This is a genomic window from Paraburkholderia sediminicola (assembly GCF_046027355.1).
Classification (GTDB): domain Bacteria; phylum Pseudomonadota; class Gammaproteobacteria; order Burkholderiales; family Burkholderiaceae; genus Paraburkholderia; species Paraburkholderia sediminicola_B.
Genome location: NZ_JAQQEK010000001.1, coordinates 519353 through 541364, shown reverse-complemented (window position 1 = coordinate 541364; position 22012 = coordinate 519353). Strand labels below are relative to the sequence as shown.

Sequence of the window (22012 nt, the reverse complement as noted above, 5' to 3'; positions counted from 1 at the left end):
AGTCAATCGGATTCAATCGATGCCCAAGCATTTGCCGTGCCGCTCGTCTCGAGGGCGCGGCGACGGTTATCCATTATGCCGCCGCGCGCGTCGACAACCGCGCCGGCATGGCATCGGCCGTCCGCCAACATTCAGACGCTGCCTTCCGCCTCGACCACCAGAATGCGCGCCGCCCCGATCGGATGTGCCACGTGTTCGGTGCCGACCGAAGCGTAGAACACGTCGCCGGTCTCCAGAATGGCCGATTGTTCGACGCCGCCTTCGCGATACCGCATCTCGACGCGGCCATCGAGCACGGCGAACACTTCCTCGCCGTCGTTGACGTGCCATTTATAAGGCTGATCGGTCCAATGCAGACGCGTCGTAATGCCGCCCATGTTGGCGATATCGAGCGCGCCCCAGGCGCGCGTGGCGGTGAAATTCTTGCTGCGAATGATCTTCATGGTCACGAGGCAGTTGAGAAAGAAACGACGCCGGCCAGTCATACGCTCCATCAGGCATGACGAGCCGCCAAGGCTTGGCCGAATCGCATCCCGGCTGGCCCCATTATAGGTGCGCTGGTCCGCTCGCCCGTCGCCAGCAGGCCGCGCGGCCGATTTGTGTGAGCATTGAATCCTTGGAGCCCTCGCCTATACTCAGTCATGCTGCCCTGACGCGCCGTAAGCAAAACGACTGATTCTGCAAGGGAGTTGAGAATGAACAAAGCCACGTTCCTGGCCGTACAGCTCAACGTCGACGATGTCGCGGCGTCGCCCGGTTTGGTCGAGTTGCTGAACACGCATCTCGTTTTCGCCGCCGACGTGGCCGAAGCCGCCGACGCCCTCGTCCAACTGGCCAGCATTGCGGGATTGTCGAGCGGCGTGGAGGCAAGCGTCGAGATTCCCGCGTTGGCGATCGAGCGGCTGCGCGAGGCGCTCGACAATCTGAGCGGCTACGACGAATCCTGGCTGCTTGCCCTCGAACCCAGCCGCGCATTATTCGATGAAATCGGCCGCCGGCATCGCACGCTGCATTAGAGCCACGCACGCGGATTGCATCCGGATTGCATCCGTATTGCCGCGCACCCCCGGCGCCCGTTCACCGACGCCGCCGGTCCGCCAAGTTTCGCTCACCGCTCGCCTGCCAGACTAACCGGCACGCTTCAGTGTCGCCGCCGTCTGCAGATTTCGGGCGACTCAACCGGAGGACCGCCGTGAAAAGTCTCCTGAACCGCCACAATGTGCTGGCAGGCCCGTCGCATCTCGTGCAGGACGTGCGCGAGAGCGCTTCCGATCCCTTATCGCCCGACGACAACGAACCGGCGCCGCTGGCCGGCGCGGCCGATGCCGCATCGCCAAGGCCGGTTCGTCCGGTGAGCACCTTGCGGCCGGTGCCGGTGGTGCCGGCACAGGTCGGCGTGCGCGGCGTGCAGATCGCCGACATCGCCGAAGTCGAATGGCTCGCCGAAGAGGAAGCGTTGACACCGTTTCGCGTGTTCCGCAGCTTCGACTATTCGGTCAGCCTGCTCTTCCATGCGAAGGAACTGACTTACTACGTCGCCCTGTATGAGGACGGCTCGCTGTGGCGCGCGCTGAAGGCCACCGATCTCGAAGCCGCCCAAACCGCCTTCCATCATTTCGAGGAGCAGGCGACGCGGCTCGCGGACGGCGAAACCCGCCGCGCCCAACTCGAGGCGCAGAACGAACAGCTCGCGCGCATGATCGCGCGCTCCGAGGCCCAGGCCGAACGGCTGCGCAGCGATCTGCAACGGCGCGGCACGCACGAGCAGACGGTGTCGAACCGGCAGCATCAGGTGCGCAAGGAAGTGTCGCAACTGGAAGCGCAGCGCGTGGCCGCGCAGGCGCATCTGAACAAGGCGCATCGGCAGATTCATCAGCTCAATCTGACGAGCAACGAAGCGATTCCGCATTTGCCGAATCGTTGAAGAGCGCGTCGACGAGTGCGCACCGACCTCGTGTCAGATGCCGGCGCCCGAACCACGCCGTAAACGACAAACGCCGCCCGGCAATCCGGACGGCGTTTTTATTTGCTTGCCGCCTGTGAGTCAGGCGGCGTTTCCATCAGCTTCGGCGCAAATTAGTTGCCGAAGTAGACCGAGTTACGGTCGTTGCCGCTCACCGGACGGCCAGCTTGCGAGCTGCCGGCGATCGGTGCGCCGTAGCCGCTGCTGACAGCCTGGGCGGTGCCGTTTTGAGCATCGACGCGCGCTTGGGCGGCCTGGATGTTAGCCGGGTAATCGACGTGATCGCCCACCGGGTTGTAGCCGGCCTTTTCCAGTTGAACCAGTTCAGCGCGGACTTGAGCGCGCGTAACCGGCTGATTCGATTGAGCAAACGAAGCGACAGGAGCGGCCAGAGCGGCGGCGACGACAACTGCAGAGATAAGAGCCTTCATGATGTAAACCTCCAGAACTTGTTTTTTAATTCGCTGTGGGCTTGTTGTGCCGTAGCGCTTAAATAGAAGTTTAGGAGTGTCGACACCTAGGGGAAACCCCTAAAACAACGAAACTCTATTTCGAATTTCGCAACAGTAGGCGGAGTGTCGCACCGCCCTGTTATCTGCACGACAGCTTTCGGCAATAATTCACTGTCTTGATTTGAAGCGTTTTCACAGCCCGGCGCGCCTTACTGCAAGGGTGCGCCGGGCCGCGATTCAAACGCTCAGCTCCAGTTCGCGTGAAAGCTGCCCGGCTTGTCGATGCGTTCGAACGTATGCGCGCCGAAGAAATCGCGCTGCGCCTGCACGAGATTTGCCGGCAGGCGTTCCGAGCGATACGCGTCGAAATACGCGATGGCCGACGCGAAAGCCGGCACCGGCACGCCCGCGTTGATCGCCGCAATCACCACTTCGCGCAAAGCCGACTGGTAGTTCTTCGCGATGTCGCGGAAATACGGATCGAGCAGCAGATTGGCGATCGCTTTGTCCTTCGTATAAGCGTCCGTGATCTTTTGCAGGAAGCGGGCGCGGATGATACAGCCGGCGCGGAAAATCTTCGCGATCGTGCCGTAGTCCAGATCCCACTTGTATTCTTCCGACGCCGCGCGCAGTTGCGCGAAGCCTTGCGCGTACGAAATCACCTTGCTGAAGTAGAGCGCGCGGCGTACCGATTCGATGAAGGCGTCGCGCTCGGCCCCGAGCGGCTTGGCCGCCGGGCCCTCCAGCACCTTGCTCGCGGCCACGCGCTGCGTCTTCAGCGACGACAGCACGCGCGCGAACACGGCTTCCGTGATCAGCGGCAGCGGCGCGCCGAGGTCGAGCGCATTCTGGCTGGTCCATTTGCCGGTGCCCTTCTGCGCTGCGCGATCGAGGATCACGTCGACCAGATCCTTGCCGGTCTCGTCATCTTTCTTGCTGAAAATCTTCGAGGTGATTTCGATCAGATAGCTGTCGAGCTCGCCCTGATTCCACTCGGTATAGACCTTGCCGAGTTCTTCGTTCGACAACCCGACTACCTGCTTGAGCACCGCGTAGCTTTCCGCGATCAGTTGCATGTCGCCGTACTCGATGCCGTTGTGCACCATCTTCACGAAGTGGCCCGCGCCGTCCGGTCCCATGTAGGCGACGCAAGGCTCGCCGTCCGGCGCCTTCGCGGCGATTTCCGTGAGGATCGGGGCCACGAGGTCGTACGCGTCGCGCTGGCCGCCCGGCATGATCGACGGACCTTTCAGCGCGCCTTCCTCGCCGCCCGACACGCCCGTGCCGATGAAGTGCAGTCCCGACTTCGCGAGATCCTGATTGCGGCGGATGGTGTCGGTGAAATGCGTGTTGCCGCCGTCGATCAGAATGTCGCCCTTGTCCAGCAGCGGTTTCAACTGGTTGATCGTGGCGTCGGTGCCCTCACCTGCCTTGACCATCAGCAGAATGCGGCGTGGCTTTTCCAGCGACTCCACCAATTCTTCCAGCGTGAAGGCCGGCACCAACTTCTTGTCCGGATATTCGGCGATGAGTTCGTCGGTTTTCTCGCGGCTACGGTTGTACACCGACACCGCGTGGCCGCGGCTCTCGATGTTGAGCGCCAGATTACGGCCCATGACCGCCAGCCCCACCACGCCGATTGCCTGTTTGCCCATGTGAATTCTCCAGAGTCCAAAAAATGTCGTAGCGCCGCGCCGGAAAGAACGTCGGCGCGACGTCGAGGGTGAAAGAATAAAAGAAATGCCAGCTTGCCGCTCGTTGGCGGACAACGGGCGGCGCTTTTCGCTGTGTTGAATCTGCGCTGAACCCGCGTTTAACCTTCGTCAGACCCGCGCCGCGGCCGCGCGTTTCCTGAACACCAGACTGAAATTGTTGGCCGGCATCGCGATCGGCTCGTCGCACACGAGTCCGACTGAATCGCCCAACGCCACCACGACTTCCATGTCGCGTACGCCCCATTCCGGATCGCGACCGCGCAACTGCTGATCGAATGCGTCGTTGCTCGGAGAAGTATGCGCTCCGCCGCGTTTGTACGGACCGTAGAGATACAGTACACCGCCATCGACGAGACGGCGGCTCGCGCCTGCGAACAGCGCCTGCGCCGCGCTCCACGGCGAGATGTGAATCATGTTGATGCAGACTACGGCGTCGAGCGTGTCCACGCCCCAGTCCGGCTGATGCACGTCGAGCGCGAGCGGCGCGCGCACGTTCGCGAGCCCCTCGTGCGCGGTCCACGCGGCAATCGAATCACGCGCGCCGGCATCGGCGTCGCTCGGTTGCCAGTCGAGTCCGGGCATGGCGCGGGCAAAGCAGATCGCGTGCTGGCCGGTGCCGCTGGCGATTTCGAGCACACGGCCGGTCGTCGGCAGCGCCGTGCGCAGCACCGCGAGGATCGGTTCGCGGTTGCGTTCAGCGGATGGCGAATGTTGCCGCAACGCCGGTTGGGAATCTGTCATGTTCAGCTTCGGTTCAGCTTCGGTTTCAGTACAGGGTCGTGCGCACGCGTTCGGCGAGTTCGCGATCGTAGGTGGCCGCGTCGAACTGCGCGCCGTTGATGCGCCGATGAATCTCGCCCGCGCTCGGCAGCCGCGAACGTTGGACGTGATGCGCCGGGTCCCACAGTTTCGAGCGCACCAATGCTTTCGAGCAGTGAAAGTAGACGCTGTCCACGTCGATCAGCAGCACGGTGCGCGGCAGTTTACCTTCGACGGCGAAACTGTCCAGCCATTGCGGATCGTTGGTAATACGGCCGCGGCCGTTCACGCGCAAACTTTCGCCGACGCCAGGAATGATGAAGAGCAGCGCTAGACGCGGCTCGACGATGATATTGCGCAGACTGTCGAGGCGATTGTTGCCGATCCGATCCGGCAGCGCGAGCGTGCGTTCGTCGACGATGCGCACGAAACCCGGCGCGTCGCCGCGCGGCGAACAATCGAGCCCTTCCGGGCCGGCGGTGGCGAGCACGACGAACGGCGCGACTTCTATGAACGCGCGATAGTCTTCGTTGATGTAGGGAATCTCTTTGCGCACGGCGCGCTCATGCGGCTGGCCGTAGAGGGCTTCGAGCTGTGCGATCGTCGTCAACATCGGCATTCCTTTTTTGTTGGTGTGGCCGTTCAATCCAGCGCCAGCCGGCCGGCCAGCGCGGTCAGCGTCTCGGCGCACGGGGCGGCGATTTTCAGCGATAGCAGCGGATCGGCGCGCGTGCGCCCCAGATTGATCGCGACCACCGGCTTGCCCAGCTTCTGCGCCCACACGCAAAAGCGATAGCCGGAGTAGACCATCAGCGACGAGCCGACCACCAGCACGGCGTCCGCCGCGTCGAGCGCGTGCGAGGCCGCCTCCACGCGCTCCTTCGGCACGCTTTCGCCGAAAAACACCACCGCGGGCTTCAGCAAACCGCCGCAGTTCGAGCATGCCGGAATGCGGAAGCCGCCAAGATCGTGCCACTCGAGATGCGCGTCGCCATCGGCGGCGGTTTCGGCGGTCACGTCGACGAGCGCCGGATTCTCTGCTTCAAGCGTCTGCTGGATCGACGCGCGCGAGTGGTGCATGCCGCAATCAAGACACGTCACGCCGTCGATGCCGCCATGCAACTCGATCACCTCGCGGCTGCCCGCCCGCTGATGCAGGCCGTCGACGTTCTGCGTCACCAGCGTCGGCACGTGGCCGGCCGCTTCGAGCCGGGCCAGCGCCGTATGCGCGGCGTTGGGCTGCGCGTGCGCGACCACCGGCCAGCCGACCATGCTGCGCGCCCAGTAGCGCTGGCGCATGGCGAGCGTGCCGAGAAACTCCTGCACCGTGATGGGCGGCGAGCGTTTCCATTCGCCGTTGTCGTCGCGGTAGCCGGGAATGCCGGAGTCGGTGCTGATGCCCGCGCCGGTCAGCACGAACAGCCGCGGATAACGCTGCACGAAGCGATGCAGGTCGTCCAGCGTATGCGATTCATTCAGGGGTTCGAGAGGCGCGGACTGAAGGTCGGTCATGACGGGGCATGGTGAAGGGCTGCGGCGGTCTCAAGGCGAAATCTCGAGCGCCGTTCAACGGTGCGAACGCGGCTTGCTCTGCCGCGTTGCCGTCTTGTGCTGCGCCTGCCGCGCTTGCCACTCGGCCAGCGCGGTTCGATAACGGTCGAGCGCGTCGTCGTAGAGATCGAACACACACGGATTGCAGCCGCTATGACAACAGTCGTCGAGATCGGGCTGCACGGGCGGCACCGGCTGCGGGTCGTCCTTCGGTGTGGCTCGGGGCACGGCGAATCGCGTTCCATCAAGGCGGGGAAGCGACCAGTATAAGTTGATCTCGTGCGGCCTGCTCTTTGCGTCCGACGCGCGTGAGTTCGTCAACCCCGGCCGACGAACGGCATCTTGCTCGCCATGATCGTCATGAATTGCACGTTCGCCGAGAGCGGCAGTTCCGCCATGTGCAGCACGGCGTCCGCCACATGCTGAACGTCCATCAGCGGCTCGACCGCGATCTCGCCGTTCGCCTGCGGCACGCCGCGCGCCATGCGTTCGGCCATTTCCGTCGAGGCATTGCCGATGTCGATCTGACCGCACACGATGTCGTATTTGCGGCCGTCGAGCGACACGGCTTTCGTGAGCCCGGTGATGGCGTGCTTGGTCGCGGTATAGGCAACGCTGTTCGGCCGCGGCGCATGCGCCGAGATGGAACCGTTGTTGATGATGCGCCCGCCGCGCGGGCTCTGCGTTTTCATCAGACCGAAGGCCGCGCGCGTGCACAGGAACACGCCGGTGAGATTGGTGTCGACCACCGAGCGCCATTCGTCGATATCGAGTTCGTCGATATCGACCGGCGAACCGTTGCGGCCCGCGTTGTTGAACAGCACGTCGAGCCGGCCGCGGCGCGCGCGGATCGTCTCGAACAACGCGGCGACGCTGTCGGCGTTCGTGACGTCGCACGCCACGGCGAGCGCGTCGCCGCCGAGTTGCTGCGCTTCCTGAACGACGGCGTCGAGCGGCGCCTGACGACGGCCGGCCAGCACGACGCTATAGCCGTGTTCCAGCAGCTTGAGCGCGCACGCGCGACCGATCCCGCTGCCCGCGCCCGTCACCAGCGCGACCTTCTTGATTCCCGTTTCCGTCACGGCACGTCTCCTCGTTTGTGCAGTCGATGCATGGTGCAGACCGCTGCGCGCGAACTTCCAGGACCGGACGGCGTGGAAAGCGCCACGGGAAACGCTCAGTGAGCGCTCAATCCAGCGCGCGGTCGTTCGGGTTCGCGAACAGCGACTTCATATCCGCCGACAGCGGATAGTTCAGGTTGATGCCCTTCGGCGGAATGGGCTGCGTGAACCACTTCCGGTACATGGTTGCGGCCTCGCTCGAAGTTTGCAGCCGGGCGATCACGCCGTCGGCGAGTTTCTTGAAGCCCGGGTCCTCCTTGCGGAACATGCAACCATACACTTCGGACATCGGCGAGGTGCCGGTGATCAGGTAGTCGTCCGCGTCCGCCTCTTTGGCTTTAGCACCATACAACAGCGGATCGTCCATCACAAATGCCACGGCGCGGCCGGTCTTCACATTGAGGAACGATTCCGCGTGGTCTTTCGCGCTGATCAGGCGCATGTTCATGCCCTTCTCGTTGTTCATCTGCCGCAAGAGCCGTTCCTCGGACGTGCCCGCCGTGGTCACCACGGTCTTGCCGGCGAGATCGGGAAAGTCCTTCACGCCCGAGCTTTTCTTCACGATCATGCGCACGCCGTACTGGAAGAAGCTGTTCGAGAACGCGACCTGGTTGTCGCGGTCTTTGGTGTGCGTGGTCGAGCCGCATTCCATATCGATGGTGCCGTTCTGCACCAGCGGAATGCGGTTTTGCGACGTGATCGGCACTTCCTTCACTTTCAGATTCGGCAGGTTCAGTTCCTTCTTCACCTCGTCGACGATCTTCAGCGCGATGGCTTGCGAGTAGCCGATCACCTGCTGCTGTTCATCGTAGTAAGAGAACGGCACCGACGATTCGCGCACGCCGAGCGAAATCACGCCGGTATCGCGGATCTTTTTCAGCGTGGCGCTTGACTCCTCGGCTCGCGCGGTGCCGGCAAGCGTCGTGGCGATGGCGATCGTGGTGAGGGCTACAGCGAGTTTCATGACGTCTCCTTTCGTGTAACGGGGGTTGTAGTGACGAAGTGATTCATGCGGCGCGCTAGCGCTGCCATGCATAGGCGCCGAGGTCGAGCGGCGGCGCGCGGCGCGCGATCGCATCCGCGATCACACGCGCGCTGCCGCAAGCCAGCGTGAAGCCGAGCGCGCCGTGTCCCGTGTTGAGCCACAGGTTGCGATAAGGCGTGGCGCCGATGAGCGGCTTGCTGTCCGGCGTGGCCGGCCGATGGCCGCACCAGGTCTGCGCCTTCGCGTAGTCGCCGGCCTCCGGGAAAATCTCCTGCGCCTGGCGTTTGAGCAAGGCCAGGCGCCGCTCGCGTTGCGCGACATGCATGCCGGCGATTTCGACCATGCCGGCAATCCGCAAACGCTCGCCGAGCGGCGCGTATACCACCTTGCGATGCAGATCGGTCACGCTCACGCGCGGCGCCTGGCCGGGCGCACCGGGAATGGTGAGGCTGTAGCCGGTGAGCGGATACATCGGCAGTCGCACGCCGAGCGTGCGCAACAACGGCGCGCTGCCGTTGCCCAACGCGACCACGAAGGCGTCCGCGCTGACATCGCCGTGCGGCGTGCGCACAGCGACCGCCGCCCCGCGCTCGGTGACAACGGAGTGCACCGGCATGTCGTAGCGAATCGTCACGCCGTAGCGCGTTTTCAGCACGTTGGCGAGCGCGACACTGAAGCGGTGGCAATCTCCCGCTTCTTCCGACGGCGTGTGAATTCCGCCCGCCAGCAACGGCTGTGCGCGTTCGAGAGCCGGCTCCAGCGCCACGCAGGCGGCGGCGTCCAGCGCACGCTGATCGGAGCCGGCCGTTTGCAGATAGGCCATCTTGCGACGTGCCGCATCAAACGCATTTGCGTCGCGGTACACGACGAGTTTGCCGTTGCGCACGTAGTTGAAGTCGATCGCTTCGCGTTGCACGAGATCGTGCAGCGTAGCGCGGCTCAACGCGCCCAGTTGCAGCATTTCGATGGCCGTTTGCCTCGCGCGTTCGCCGCGGCAGGCAAGCAGAAAGGACAGGCACCAGCGCCACTGCCGCGGATCGAGACGCGGCACGAAACGCAACGCGGAATCGCTTTGCAGCAGCCATGCGGGCAGATGCGGCAGGACCGACGGATCGGCCAGCGGCGCGACATAGCTATAGCTCAACTGGCCGCCGTTCGCGAAGCTAGCTTCGAGCGCGGCGCCGTCGCGGCCTTCGAGAATGGTCACCTCGTGGCCGTCGCGCGCCAGTTGATAGGCGCTCGTCAAACCCACCACGCCCGCACCGAGTACACATACCCGCATAAACATCACGCCTTCGAAGATTCATCCACGTGAGTGTGGCGCGACGAAATGTCCGCAGCAAATGAGCAGATGCACGGCTCCATAACCCAGGGTTAAGAGCTCCAACGCGAGGGACGGCTCAGGCGAAGGGCCCGCGCAACACGTCGAGGAACGCGTTGCCGGCCTGCGAGTCCATGCCGCCGTCGCGCCACAGCGCGAACACGCCCGCCGACAGCGCGGGCGTCACCGGCCGGATCGCGACCGGCTCCGCGCCGCTGTGCGCCGTTAGTTCGTCGAGCAGCGCATAGCCGATGCCGCGCGCGGCGAGAGCGCGCGCCACGTACCAGGTCTGCGCTTCGACGGTGGCGACGCTTTCATCGAGACCCTGCGCTTCGAGCGCATTGCCGATCAGCTCGCCAAGCGGATCGGTATTGCCGATGCTGATCCAGTCGCGCGCCAGGAAGGTCGCAAGATCGATCGGCCGCCGCGCGTCGGGATCGTCGGGCGGACAGACGCAGACAATCGCCGTGCGGCCCAGCTCGACCGCGGTAACGCCGGGCCGTGCCGGTGGATTCAGCGCGATCGCTAGATCGAGATCGCGCGTGAGCAGCGCGCCCAGCAACTCCTCCGTATGCCGCGTCTGAATCTTCAGCGATACGCACGGATAGGCGCGGCGAAACGCCTGCACTGCCGGAGGAATCAGACTCAGCCCGAGACTCGGCAGACAGCCGATGCGCAAATGCCCCTCCGGCTGCAACGCGAGATTGCGCGCCAGATGGCGAATGCCGTCGAGATTCGCCTGCAGCTTCTGCGATTCGGAGAACAGCAACTCCGCTTCACGCGTCGGCTGCAAGCGGCCATGCACACGATTGAACAAACCGAAGCCGAGGCTGCGCTCGGCGTGCGCGAGCGCCTTGCTCACGGCGGGCTGCGACACGCACAGCAGTTCCGCCGCTTTCGACAGCGACCCCGTGCGCATGATGGCGTGAAAGATTTCGATGTGACGCAAACGCATGGACGCATGACCGGCACGAACCGGCGAATTGAGCACGGTGAGTTGAACGAGCGGCCGTCCCGAAGGCCCGGCCGTCGCGAAGCATAACGTCTTTCAGCGCGCTTTCATTATTTGCCGTTCCTGTCGGCGGGCGCGTCGCGGCGCGCATCAATGGTATCGTTTGCTGTTGCGCGCCACGCGCGCGATTCAAGGCCTTCCCAGGAAGGAGGAAGGAAGACAGGAAGCACGCTTGATGAAAGAACTCTCCACGCCGCCACATGGCGTCCACGACGCGCCGCCACGGCGCTGGCCGCAAACCGGCTATCCCGCGATGCTCACCGCCACCGCCGCATGGCATGCATTCGTGCTGGCCGGATGGCTGTTCGCGCCCGCCGCGTGGCCCTGGTGGCTCGCCGCGATCTTTGCGAATCACGCCATTTTCACCGTGGCCGGCCTGTTGCCGCGCACCTCGCTGCTCGGCCCGAACTGGACGCGCCTGCCCGCCGACGCACGCAACGCCGACGCAGTCGCGCTGACCATCGACGACGGTCCCGATCCGCTCGTCACGCCGCAAGTGCTCGATCTGCTCGATGCCTTCGGCGTGCGCGCGACGTTCTTCTGCATCGGCGCGAAGGCGCAGCAGTATCCGGAACTCGCCCGCGAGATCGTCGCGCGCGGCCATGCGCTCGAAAACCATTCGCAGGTTCACGTCCACACGTTTTCCGTGACGTTGCCGGGCGCTCTCACGCGCGAGATCGACGCCGCGCAACGCACGCTCGAATCCCTGGGCGGCGAACGGCCGATGTTCTTCCGCGCGCCGGCCGGGCTGCGCAACATCTTTCTCGAACCGGTCTTACGCAAGCTCGATCTGCGGCTCGCGGCGTGGACGCGGCGCGGCTACGACACGCGCGAGCGCGATCCAGGGGTGGTCACGCGGCGGCTGCTCGACGGCCTCGCGCCGCGTGACATTCTGCTGCTACACGACGGCAACGCCGCCCTCACGATCGAGGGCACGCCGTTGATCCTCGCAGTGCTGCCGCGTGTGATCGACGCGGCACGGCAGCGGCACCTGCGTTTCGTGACGCTACGCGAAGCGCGCGTGGACAGCTAAGGCATGGACTCCGCGCGTGCGTGCTTAGGCACCCAGCCCATGCGCGTTACGCGGCTCACACGCACCCAAGCGCAGCGCTGCACAAACACCGCCGCTACACGCGGAAATCCGCCGCCATGTCCTCGTCCGAGCGCGCTTCGAGTTCGCCGCTGCGGCACGCCTTCAGGAACACGTCGTAATCGCGTTCCACCTGATCCGCGTACGTCGCTGCGTAGCCGGTGAGCGCTTCCGCGAACTGGTCGCCACGTCCGATATACGCGCTGACTTCGATCGCCTGCCCGCTCGCCTTGGCGTGCGCGCGCGCCATGATCCAGCCACATAGCCGCGCATAGCCTTCCAGCAGGTCGATGTCGAACAACTCGATGTTCGCCGAGAGCTTCATGTCACGCAGCTGGCGGAAATAGAAGTGCCGGCCGAGCGGCCCGGTCGCCCAGCCGAGAAAGATATCGCTCGCGGCCTGCAGCATGCGCTGTCCTTGCACGACGCGTTCGCCTTCGTGCTTGATGACCGGCGACTTGTAGAACTGCGCGATCACCGAAGGCCGCGCCTCCTTGATCTGCAGGAACAGCGGCTTGCCCATATGATCCACCAGCAGCAGCACCATGCAGCGCGTGCCGACGCTGCCTACGCCCACGACCTTGAACACAATATCCTGCACGGTGAAATGACTGAGCAGTTCGCGCCGGTCGTGCGACATCGTCTTCAGGTACTCGCCCCACATGCGGTCGAGCATCTTGCGCCAGTTGCCGTTTCTGAGCGCTTCGGTCTCTTCCGCGGTGAACAGCGTGTTGGCGCCCAGCACGTGAAACAGCGCCGGTGGCGCGTCGCGGATCGTCCAGTGGTCGCCGTCGTGTTCCGCCATTTTTTCGAGCAGGTTTTCCTGCGTGCGGCTCGCGGCCTTTTCCATGCCGCGCCGCACAGTGCGGCGGCGTTCCGGCGTCAACGCGGTTTCCGCCATGCGGTCGAAGGTGATACGGTCGTACCAGAGTTCGAGCGCGCCGCATTGCGCGTACTGCGCCATGCGGTCGCGGTATTCGGTGACCGCCGTCATCACCAGACTCTCAGCCGCGCCTCGGCTCAAACGCATGTGACGCGCGGCGACGACGAGGCTCGCGGTCAGACGTTTCAGGTCCCACTCGAACGGCCCGATCGACACCTCGTCGAAGTCGTTCACATCGAACACAAGTTGCCGCTCGGGCGTGGCGAAGCCGCCGAAATTCATCAGATGGCCGTCGCCGCAGATCGGCATGGTCAGGCCGGAGTCGCGTACCTGGCTGAGATCGTGCGCCTGCAGGATCGCGGTGCCGCGAAAAAACGTGAAAGGCGAGACGGCCATGCGCCCATAGCGCAGCGGCACGAGGTTGTGCACGCGGCCCTCGCTGCTTTGCTTGAGCAACTCGACCGGGTTGCGATGCAGTTCGCCTACCGCCTTATGGCTCGAACGTTTCGAATGCTCGCGGGCGGCGCGGCCCCGAGCCTCCCGTTCGGCGATGGTGCTGGCTTTCATGCTCTTCTCCGTTTTTCCGAGTCTTGACTAGCGGTTCGAGAGACTGCTTCTGCTGGCACGACAACATCCGGCATCTGGCGCATGCGCCCTCACCAACGATAGCCCACGCCGCCGAAAATCACATCCGAATCGCGATCATAACGGGTCACGACGCGGTTCCATTCGAGCCGCGCGTTCCAGTGGTCGGTCAGGCGATAGGAGCCCGCAATCGTGACGAGGCCGGAGAACTTGCCGGCGCCCGGCCCGGGCGTCGCGCTGTTTTCGTTCTCGTTGATCGCATAGTAGGCACCGACGCCGAGCGCCAGCGCCACCTTGTCGTTAAGGAACGCGCGGGTGGCCCACAACTGGCTCGTCAAACCGTCGCGGCGCGCCACCTTGCTGCTGCCTTCGTGAAGATAGCCGACCGTCACGTCGAGGTATTTCGCGAGGCCACGACGGTATTCGATCGCGCCGCCCAGGGCGCTCGGCGAACTGGTCGAATTGACGATGGTTTTGCCGAGATACACCGCCACTTCGTTGTCGGTGACCTTGTGCGTACTGCCGCTCGCCCAGTCGCGCGGACCGGGCGAACCGGGCGCGTCGAGCTGATAGCCGACGCCGAACATCACGCCTGCCGAATCCGGTCCACGCTGAACGTGCACGCGATTCAACTGGAGTTGCGTGATCCACCGGTTCGACGCGTAGTACGCGGCGCGCACGCTGTACACCACGCCCCAGCCGTGAGTGTTGGAATAACTGCCGCCCTGCTCTGAGGTCGTCGTATCGAAGTAGCGGTACGGGCCGACGCCCGCTTGCAGAACGAACTGCGGGCTGCCCACAGGAATGCGCGCCCAAAACTGGATCATCTGGCCGTCGCGATGATGATCGGGAATGTGCCCTTCGTTGAGCCACGTGAAGCTCGCGGCGAAATATCGCCCGAGGCCTTCCTGATAGTTGAAGGCCCACGTATAGGTGTTAATACTGCTTGCGCGCGAGCCGCCGCCGAAAAGCGAAAACTCCTGAGCGTGACTGAGGGTGGGAATGAAGAGCAGGCCGAGACCCGTCATGCAGGCGGCCGCCTTGCGACCCAGCCAATTTCGAGTAGCAGATGTCAGATTCCGCATGCGGCATTCTTCTCCGGTTGAGTCGCTAGCGCTGCCGGTGTTCGTGGTTCGACCGGGACACTGTGATGCGGCGAGGCGTCGCATGGAATGGCCGTCGATACAAACTGTTCGTCATGCTAGCAGACCGATCGGTAAAAAGGTTACGTATCCGTTTTGCATCAGCGGCAGATTAACTCGGGGGTTTTACCGGGCTCAGCAAATACAAGTTGCAATTGCAACGATCACAATGAGCGGACAAATTTACCGGCACCCATTCAGAAACTAACCGATTGGTGAATTTTTTCGTGTTTCACCCGGGTGAGCACTTCAGCAACAACGAATCCAGCCGTTTACCCATACATGCAAAAATTTTGTGACGCACAAGAAAAGGCCTTGAAATAGGGCCTGCGCTGATCGACCGTGCGTCGCGCAAGATAATCGGAGAGAGTATGTTTGTTGCAATCGGCTGGGTTGTAGTGATCGGTTCGGTGATCGGGAGTTTTGTCGGAGTGGGTGGGCACCTGCCGGCGCTCGTTCAGCCATTCGAATTACTCTGTATTTTCGGTGCGGCAATCGGCGCATTTGTCGTGAGCAATCCGACTTCCACGCTGAAAAAAACCATCAAGGCGATTCCGTCATGTTTCAAAGGCGGCGGCTACACCAAGGAAAAATATCTGGAGCTGATTGCGCTGCTTTATGAACTGCTTCAGAAGGCGCGCAAGGAAGGCATGATGTCGCTGGAAACGGACGTCACCGCGCCGGAAGAAAGCGTGATTTTCCAGAAGTATTCACACGTGCTGGAGGACCATCATCTGCTCGACTTCATCGTCGACTATTTGCGCATGATGTCCGGCGGCAATGTGAACGTGCTTGAAGTGCAGGACCTGATGGATGAGGAACTGGCCACGCATCACGCGGAAGCGTCGGTCGCGGCCAACGCCATTCAGAAAATGGCCGATGGCTTGCCGGCCTTTGGTATCGTCGCCGCGGTCATGGGTGTCGTTCACACGATGGGTTCCGTCGGCGCGCCACCCGCCGTGCTCGGCGAAATGATTGCCGGCGCACTGGTCGGCACATTCCTCGGCATTCTGCTCGCGTATGGCTTTATCGGCCCCGTGGCCGATCTGCTCAACGCCAAGGGCCGCGCTGAGGCCAAGCCGTACCAGTGCGTGAAGGCCGTGCTGCTCGCCTCGCTGTCCGGCTACGCGCCGCCGATTGCTGTCGAGTTCGGCCGCAAGGTGCTGTTCACCGCCGACCGTCCGAGCTTCCAGGAACTCGACGACGCCGTGCGCGCCACCAAGATGCCGAAGTCGGCCTGACGCGGAGCGCCATGATGAGCGAAAGAAGATCGCGCGCCTCGCAGGAGGAACCGGCGCCGGCGCCGGTGATCGTGCGCCGTTCGAGAAAAGGCGATGACCACGGCGGGCATCACGGCGGCGCATGGAAGATCGCCTACGCCGATTTCGTCACCGCGATGATGGCGTTCTTCCTGCTGATGTGGCTGCTCGGCTCCACGTCGAAGTACGACAAGCAGGGCATCGAGGATTATTTCAACACGCCCCTGTCGAGCCTGCTCGGCGGCAACGAAGGCACGGCCGCCACGCGTCCGAGCGTGGTGCAGGGCGGCGGACGCGACATCGCCGATACACGGCCTGGCGACGGCAAGAAGAGCCAGACCCAGCCCACGCCGCCCGCCACCGTCGCGCCGACCGTGGCGCCGTCCGATGCGGCGCGTCTCGAACAACTGAAGGCGAAGCTCACTACGTTGATCGAGCAAAGCCCCGCATTGAAAGCGTTCAAGGATCAGATCCGCGTTTCGATCACGAACGAAGGGCTGCGTATCGAGATCGTCGATTCGCAAAACCGGCCGATGTTCCCTTCCGGCAGTTCGAAGCTGCAGCCCTACGCGGTGACGATCCTCACGCAGATCGGCGCCGCGCTCAATGACGTCGACAACCGCATTTCGATTGCCGGCCATACGGATGCCGTGCCGTACACCGCGGGCCCGGAAGGCTATTCGAACTGGGAGCTGTCGTCCGAACGCGCGAACGCCGCGCGCCGCTCGCTGGTCGCCGGCGGCATGCATGGCGAAAAGCTGTTGCAGGTGCGCGGACTGGCGGACGTCTTGCCGCTGAACAGCCATGTCGCCGACGAGCCGACCAATCGGCGCATCAGCATCCTCGTCTTGAACAAGGCCGCGGAACTGGCGTTTTTCCACGATGGCGGACGCACCGCGATCGACGAAGCCACGCCGGCGAGTTCAGCCATTCCCGCCGTGGTCGGGCGCTTGCAGCCGGTGACCGGTTCGCGTAGCACGCCGTAGTATTTTTCGGCCTCGCGCCTGATCGATTCGGCGCGTGCGCTCGATAGCGCACACTGCAAAGCCCATGCTGCGTGTATAGAATCGAACCCATGCGCCCTGCCCTTTCCGAGCAACGGGAGACCGAGCTTCCGCTGCATACGCCTAGTGTTTCGTCGGTCACGCTGGCGGCGATCATCGCCGTCATTGCGTGGATCTCCATCGTCGCGCAAGCCGACGTCACGATCGACCGCACGCTCGCCCGCGGGCTGACCGTGCTCGACGGTTTCGCCCGCATGAGCAGTTACCTCACCAATCTGACGGTGCTCGCCTGCGCGATCTGTTTTACCTTTGTAGCGTTACGCAGCCACCGGTCGGCGCCCGCGCGGTTTTTCCGGCAACCCACCGTCGTCACTGCCGTGGTGGTGTATATGGCGTTTGTCGGGATCGCCTACAACCTGCTGTTGCGAGGTTACTGGACGCCCACGGCATTCCGGCTGCTGCTCAACGAATCGCTCCACAGTGTCTTGCCCATGCTCGCCGCGCTCTACTGGGTGCTGTTCGTACCACGCTTTCATCTGAAACCGCGGCATTGTCTGTTGTGGCTGGTGTATCCGCTGGCCTATCTCGGCGTAACCTTCTGGCGCGGGAGTTTGTCGGATTTCTACCCCTATCCGTTCATCAATGTCGAGAGGCTCGGGTTCAGGCACGCCGTGGCGAATTCGGCGCTGCTGTTCGGCGGCTTCCTTATGCTGATGGCCGTATTCGTGGGGATCAATTCCCGGCGGCGGCACTGACGCGCCAGTCTGGCGCCGCCTGTTTTGCTTTGTCCATCGGGCGCGCTTCTTGCGCCCTGTCTGGTGGACGTGAGCCGCGCTTTTCGGCGCGGCCTGCGCGAAACCCTGGTGTGGCAGCGTTGCGATCGCAATGGCTCACACGTAAATATGACAATGGGAGCAAAAACGTATGGACACCAATTCGGCAGCTAACTCAGCGGAAGGCGCAGTCAAGGAAGTCGCGGGCAAGGTTCAGGGCGCCGTCGGCGACGTGCTGGGCGACACTGGCACGCAACTGGCAGGCAAGGCGAAAGAGCTTAGCGGCAAAGCCCAGCAACTGTGCGCGAGCACCACGAGCCTCGTGCGTGAGACCACGGCGGAAAGCCCCTTCACCGCGATCGCGGTGGTCGCGCTTGCCGGTTTCGTGGCCGGCGCGCTGTGGGCACACGGCGCGTCTGGGCGCGACGATCGCCGTTGATTCTCGACGCGGTTGATCGCCGGGCGATCCGCGATGAGCGATCGCCCGTTTCGCGCTGATAGACCACTTTTATGCGCCGCTTTTCTTGCGGCGCCCCGCGCTCATCTCCAGTTCGACCCACGTCGGCGCATGATCACTCGCGTGCGGCTCGCCACGCACCCAGCGGTCGACCCCCGCATCGCGCAAGCGCGGCGCGAGGTCGGCGCTCAGCAGCAGATGGTCGATACGCAAGCCCGAGTTCGTGTCCCAATGCCGGCGGAAATAGTCCCAGAAGGTGTAGACCCGTTCGTCACCGAAATGCGTTCGCAGCGCGTCGGTCCAGCCTTGCGCGAGCAGCCGCTGGTAACGCTCGCGGCTCTCGGGTTGCAGCAGCGCGTCCTTCAGCCAGGAGCGCGGGTTATAGATGTCTTCGTCGGTGGGCACCACGTTGAAGTCGCCGGCCAGCACCACCGGATGTGCGCTCTTGTATAGCTTCGCCGCGTGCTTGATGAAATGGTCGAACCACGCCAGCTTGTAGTCGAACTTGGGGCCCGGTTGCGGATTGCCGTTCGGCAGATAGAGGCACGCCACCAGCACGCCGCCGACAGCCGCTTCGAGGTAGCGGCTGTGCGTGTCGTCCTCGAAACCGGGCAGGCCGCGGCGGCTTTCCAGCGGCGCTTCGCCTTTCGACAGGATCGCCACGCCGTTCCATGCGCTCTGCCCTTGCCAGATCGCGCCATAGCCGGCGTCGCGTAGTTGCTCGACGGGAAACGCGCTGTCCACCGCCTTGAGTTCCTGCAAACAGACGATGTCGGGCGCCTCGCGTTCGAGCCATTGCAGCAGCGCCGGCAGGCGTGAGCGGATACCGTTGATGTTGAAAGTCGCGATTCGAAGCTTGGCCACGGCATGTCCTCCCTGCAATGCACCCTATTGCGCCGCCGCGTCGCACCACTCCATCGCCCAGGACCTGGCGCATGAAATGGCATCGGCCTGGTCGGAAAAGGCGTCGATGTCGCCGGAATCGTGCGACTGGACGTGCTCTTTTTCTGCGGCACGCGAGTGATCTTCGCTCTCGCATAGTAGAGGCAAGAGCTAATGAGTTGCCAAACTGGTGGTCAGCGACGTGCGGCTATCCGTGCTACACCCACCAACCTGCGTCCGGTAGTGAGCAATTCCCCTGCGGAGCGCACGCCCCGGGTTGTCGGCGTCACGCGTGAGGAGACTCACCGGTCTGACCCTGTGAGAAGATCGTTTGTCCCGAAGGCCAATGGCAAGCTGAGGCCACTGGGCACACCAATAAGCCACTGGTGCCCAAAGACGATTCAACTGGCTTGTCGATATACCGCAGCGTATTGTAATAGTCAGTATTGCCGAAGTCATTTTCTTAGGGATGCGAGTGCAAACATAACTTAGGGATGCGAGTGCAAACATAAACTTGTGCCTCGTCAACGGCCAGACATTCGCAAAATAACGGCTTGGCGCGCGCAAGTTGACGTTCCGGCTGAAGGCGCGATTCCGCGTCTTGTAGAAATATTGGTAGGCAACGTATGAACAAATCCGCACGCGACGCAGCGACAGGGGCAATTCTCAAGAAACTAGAACGGGAAAATGCTGCCCTGCGCAAGGACCGCGAGAATCTGGAGCGCTTGCTGGCCGAACGTGATGAACTCCTGAACCTGAAGAGCTTTGCGCTCAATCGCGTGCGTGAAGCCGCCTATCTGATCGATGAAAACGGTCGTTTCGTCTATGTCAACGAGGAAGCCTGCCGGACGCTCCGCTACAGCGACACAGAACTGTTGCAGATGACGGTGCCGGATATCGACCCCGACTGGAGCGCCGAGAGGTGGGCCGAGGCATGGCGGGCGCTGAGCGAGAGCGGTGGCTCGCTTTTCATCGAAACCGTGCACCGCCGCAAGGACGGTGGCCTGCTTCTTGTCCAGGTCAACGCCAGCCATTTCGAATACGGTGGCAAGGAATACAACTTGGCACTCGCACGTGATATCACCGAGCGCAAGGAGGCGGAGCGACGGCTCTACGCGAGCGAACAGGCCTTTCGCGCCGTCGTGGAGCATTCTCCTGACTACATTGCCCGCTACGATCTCGACTATCGCCGCATATACGCTAACCCGGCCCTTCTCGAGTTAATGCGCCTGCCAGCCGCCGACGTGCTCGGCACGACACCGGCTGAACGGTCGTCGTTTCTCGACGCGGAGCAGTATATGGAGCAGTTGCAGCAAGTCGCGCAAACAGGTACTGAAGTGACGGGGGAGGTGCGGTTGCGCGACTTCGATGGACGGATTCGCTGGGGCCATCTGCGGATCCTTCCAGAATTTGCGCCCGATGGTAAGGTTGCCAGCGTGCTCGCCATCAGTCGCGACGTCGACGAATTGAAGCAAAGCGAGCAACTCTTTCGCACGATGACCGAGAATTTCCCAGACTTCATTGCCAGATTCGACAGCGAATGCCGGTATCTCTACGCCAATCCCGCCGTCACCCAGGCGTACGGCCTGCCGCAAGAGGCCCTGGTCGGCAAGCGGGCGAGCGAGCTTCCCACCAGCGACGCGGAGCAAACCGAGCGTATCGAGCGGGATATCCAACGTGCGTTTCTGGAGGGGCAGCCGAACGAAGATGAAACGCGATGGCAAACCGTCCATGACGTCCGCATACTCGAGGCGCGGCATTTTCCGGAGAAGGACGCCGAAGGCAAGGTCGTCAGCGTACTGGGCATTGGGCGCGACATCACGAAACTGAGAACGACCGAACTGGCATTGCGCGACAGCGAACGGGCGTTTCGCACGCTTGCGGAGAATGCGCCGGATGCTATTGTCCGCTACGACCGGAACTGCCGCCGCACGTATGTCAATCCGGAGTTCGCGCGCGTGAGCGGCGTCGAGGCCGAGAGGCTACTAGGCGAGCCTAAGGATGTCATGGGTGCGACGAACGAAGCAACACGTCTGGTTCACGAAAAACTCACGCAGATCATGGAAAGCGGCGTGGCGGCCAAATTCGAAGTGAACTGGAACCGGCACGGCGAGCCTCAGTGCTGGTATGCCCATGCCGTACCCGAGTACAACGCGGATGGGGCGATCCAGAGCGTATTGACTATCTGGCGCGATATTACCGAGCGCAAGGAAGCCGAGCAGCGCTTGCATGAGTCTTACGAGTTGCTGCGCGAACTCACCTCACAGCGCGAAACGGCACGCGAAGAGGAGCGCAAGCGCATTGCCCGCGAGATGCACGACGAACTAGGCCAGCACCTGACCGCGCTTCGCATGGGTGTCTCCACCCTGCGTGTGCGATTCGGCCACGACAATCCGGACTTCGGCGAGCAAGTCCAGAAAATACTGCTCCTGTCCGACAAGACAATGCAGGTGCTACGCAACGTCGTGACCGCGCTCCGTCCAGCAGTGCTCGACGCGGGTATCGCCGCCGCGCTCGAGTGGCTGGCTGCCGAATTTTCGCAGCAGGGCCAGACGACCTGCCGCCTGAGCGTGCCGAAAGAAATTCCGGAGCTTGCCGAGGAGCGGGCCGTTGCGATGTTCCGGATTGTCCAGGAGGCGCTGACCAATGTTACGCGACATGCCGATGCGAAACAGGTGTTCATTACGCTGGAGCAGAGCGGGGACGATTGTCTGCTGGAAGTTCGCGACGACGGCCGCGGATTTGATCCAGTGGCGATCCGCAAGAAATCCTTTGGATTAGCGGGCATGAAGGAGCGTGTGTTGATGCTGAGTGGTGAGCTCGACGTCACCAGCTCGCCGGGCAACGGCACCTTGATCAAGGTACGCGCACCAATTCGATCAGGGATGCTAAGTTGCCTTAATCCGTGTTAGGTCCGGGCCTTGGTCATGGCAAGCGTGTCGTCAGGGTTTGGCGTTTAAACCCTGACTAACGGGCGCCATGCCGCAACGCCCCCTCTTTGTCGTGGCGGCCACGCCCTTCTATCCCGCGAAGACGTAGCTGAACCGATCAATTCAGC

At 63.1% G+C, this 22012-nt stretch carries 22 protein-coding genes; 8 read left to right on the top strand and 14 right to left on the bottom strand.

Annotated elements, in window-relative coordinates:
* Window positions 1-131 precede the first annotated feature (131 nt).
* Window positions 132-443, bottom strand: a complete 312-nt coding sequence (locus PQR42_RS02505; RefSeq protein ID WP_012427812.1) for a cupin domain-containing protein — start codon at window positions 441-443, stop codon at window positions 132-134.
* Between the two features lie 252 nt (window positions 444-695).
* Between PQR42_RS02505 and PQR42_RS02500 the strand changes: the two genes are divergently transcribed.
* Window positions 696-1016: a hypothetical protein gene (locus PQR42_RS02500; protein ID WP_054041885.1), complete on the top strand. Its 321-nt coding sequence runs from the start codon at window positions 696-698 to the stop codon at window positions 1014-1016.
* Window positions 1017-1192: 176 nt separating this feature from the next.
* Complete coding sequence (locus PQR42_RS02495; RefSeq protein WP_408387543.1) at window positions 1193-1924, top strand: DUF2968 domain-containing protein; 732 nt, start codon at window positions 1193-1195, stop codon at window positions 1922-1924.
* Window positions 1925-2076: 152 nt separating this feature from the next.
* Here the strand turns inward: PQR42_RS02495 and PQR42_RS02490 are convergent, their stop codons facing one another.
* From PQR42_RS02490 to PQR42_RS02445, 10 genes are all read right to left on the bottom strand, one after another.
* A complete protein-coding gene (locus PQR42_RS02490) occupies window positions 2077-2394 on the bottom strand; it encodes a DUF4148 domain-containing protein (protein ID WP_408387542.1) in 318 nt (105 codons plus the stop codon).
* Between the two features lie 266 nt (window positions 2395-2660).
* Window positions 2661-4070, bottom strand: coding sequence for an NADP-dependent phosphogluconate dehydrogenase (gene gnd, locus PQR42_RS02485; RefSeq protein ID WP_408387541.1), 1410 nt, complete (start codon window positions 4068-4070; stop codon window positions 2661-2663).
* A gap of 168 nt (window positions 4071-4238) precedes the next feature.
* Window positions 4239-4871 (bottom strand): DUF938 domain-containing protein, encoded by a 633-nt coding sequence (locus PQR42_RS02480; protein ID WP_408387540.1) that lies wholly within the window; start codon window positions 4869-4871, stop codon window positions 4239-4241.
* A gap of 25 nt (window positions 4872-4896) precedes the next feature.
* Window positions 4897-5502, bottom strand: a complete 606-nt coding sequence (locus PQR42_RS02475) for a pyridoxamine 5'-phosphate oxidase family protein (RefSeq protein ID WP_408211160.1) — start codon at window positions 5500-5502, stop codon at window positions 4897-4899.
* 29 nt (window positions 5503-5531) lie between these two features.
* Window positions 5532-6401 (bottom strand): NAD-dependent protein deacetylase, encoded by an 870-nt coding sequence (locus PQR42_RS02470; RefSeq protein WP_408211163.1) that lies wholly within the window; start codon window positions 6399-6401, stop codon window positions 5532-5534.
* A 54-nt stretch (window positions 6402-6455) separates the two neighbouring features.
* Window positions 6456-6668 carry an oxidoreductase-like domain-containing protein gene (locus PQR42_RS02465; RefSeq protein WP_408211165.1) on the bottom strand — a complete coding sequence of 71 codons (213 nt, stop codon included), beginning with the start codon at window positions 6666-6668 and terminating at the stop codon, window positions 6456-6458.
* Between the two features lie 89 nt (window positions 6669-6757).
* The gene (locus tag PQR42_RS02460; protein WP_408387539.1) at window positions 6758-7522 is read right to left on the bottom strand and encodes an SDR family oxidoreductase; all 765 of its coding nucleotides are present in this window, start codon (window positions 7520-7522) and stop codon (window positions 6758-6760) included.
* A 106-nt stretch (window positions 7523-7628) separates the two neighbouring features.
* A complete protein-coding gene (locus PQR42_RS02455; RefSeq protein WP_408493552.1) occupies window positions 7629-8525 on the bottom strand; it encodes a glutamate/aspartate ABC transporter substrate-binding protein in 897 nt (298 codons plus the stop codon).
* A 55-nt stretch (window positions 8526-8580) separates the two neighbouring features.
* A complete protein-coding gene (locus tag PQR42_RS02450) occupies window positions 8581-9828 on the bottom strand; it encodes a D-amino acid dehydrogenase (RefSeq protein WP_408387538.1) in 1248 nt (415 codons plus the stop codon).
* 118 nt (window positions 9829-9946) lie between these two features.
* Window positions 9947-10822 carry a LysR family transcriptional regulator gene (locus tag PQR42_RS02445; RefSeq protein WP_408387537.1) on the bottom strand — a complete coding sequence of 292 codons (876 nt, stop codon included), beginning with the start codon at window positions 10820-10822 and terminating at the stop codon, window positions 9947-9949.
* Between the two features lie 232 nt (window positions 10823-11054).
* On the opposite strand from PQR42_RS02445, the gene PQR42_RS02440 reads away from it, so the two are divergent.
* A complete protein-coding gene (locus PQR42_RS02440; RefSeq protein WP_408211180.1) occupies window positions 11055-11912 on the top strand; it encodes a polysaccharide deacetylase family protein in 858 nt (285 codons plus the stop codon).
* Window positions 11913-12006: 94 nt separating this feature from the next.
* Here PQR42_RS02440 and PQR42_RS02435 read toward each other — a convergent pair whose 3' ends face one another.
* Window positions 12007-13419: a DUF2252 domain-containing protein gene (locus PQR42_RS02435; protein WP_408211183.1), complete on the bottom strand. Its 1413-nt coding sequence runs from the start codon at window positions 13417-13419 to the stop codon at window positions 12007-12009.
* 89 nt (window positions 13420-13508) lie between these two features.
* Window positions 13509-14465, bottom strand: a complete 957-nt coding sequence (locus PQR42_RS02430) for a hypothetical protein (protein WP_408211211.1) — start codon at window positions 14463-14465, stop codon at window positions 13509-13511.
* Window positions 14466-14950: 485 nt separating this feature from the next.
* On the opposite strand from PQR42_RS02430, the gene motA reads away from it, so the two are divergent.
* The 4 genes from motA to PQR42_RS02410 all read left to right on the top strand — a co-directional run bounded on the left by motA (window position 14951) and on the right by PQR42_RS02410 (window position 18054).
* Entirely contained in the window at window positions 14951-15820 is an 870-nt protein-coding gene (gene motA / locus PQR42_RS02425; RefSeq protein WP_408176969.1) for a flagellar motor stator protein MotA, read from the top strand.
* A 14-nt stretch (window positions 15821-15834) separates the two neighbouring features.
* Window positions 15835-16824 carry a flagellar motor protein MotB gene (gene motB, locus PQR42_RS02420; RefSeq protein ID WP_408387536.1) on the top strand — a complete coding sequence of 330 codons (990 nt, stop codon included), beginning with the start codon at window positions 15835-15837 and terminating at the stop codon, window positions 16822-16824.
* 89 nt (window positions 16825-16913) lie between these two features.
* Entirely contained in the window at window positions 16914-17597 is a 684-nt protein-coding gene (locus PQR42_RS02415) for a Pr6Pr family membrane protein (protein WP_408387535.1), read from the top strand.
* A gap of 169 nt (window positions 17598-17766) precedes the next feature.
* On the top strand, window positions 17767-18054 hold the full coding sequence (locus PQR42_RS02410) for a CsbD family protein (protein ID WP_408211190.1): 288 nt from the start codon (window positions 17767-17769) through the stop codon (window positions 18052-18054).
* A 69-nt stretch (window positions 18055-18123) separates the two neighbouring features.
* On the opposite strand, the gene PQR42_RS02405 is transcribed toward PQR42_RS02410, so the two are convergent.
* Window positions 18124-18936 (bottom strand): exodeoxyribonuclease III, encoded by an 813-nt coding sequence (locus tag PQR42_RS02405; RefSeq protein ID WP_408493551.1) that lies wholly within the window; start codon window positions 18934-18936, stop codon window positions 18124-18126.
* Between the two features lie 644 nt (window positions 18937-19580).
* Between PQR42_RS02405 and PQR42_RS02400 the strand changes: the two genes are divergently transcribed.
* Window positions 19581-21866, top strand: coding sequence for a PAS domain-containing sensor histidine kinase (locus PQR42_RS02400; RefSeq protein WP_408387533.1), 2286 nt, complete (start codon window positions 19581-19583; stop codon window positions 21864-21866).
* Window positions 21867-22012: the final 146 nt, after the last annotated feature.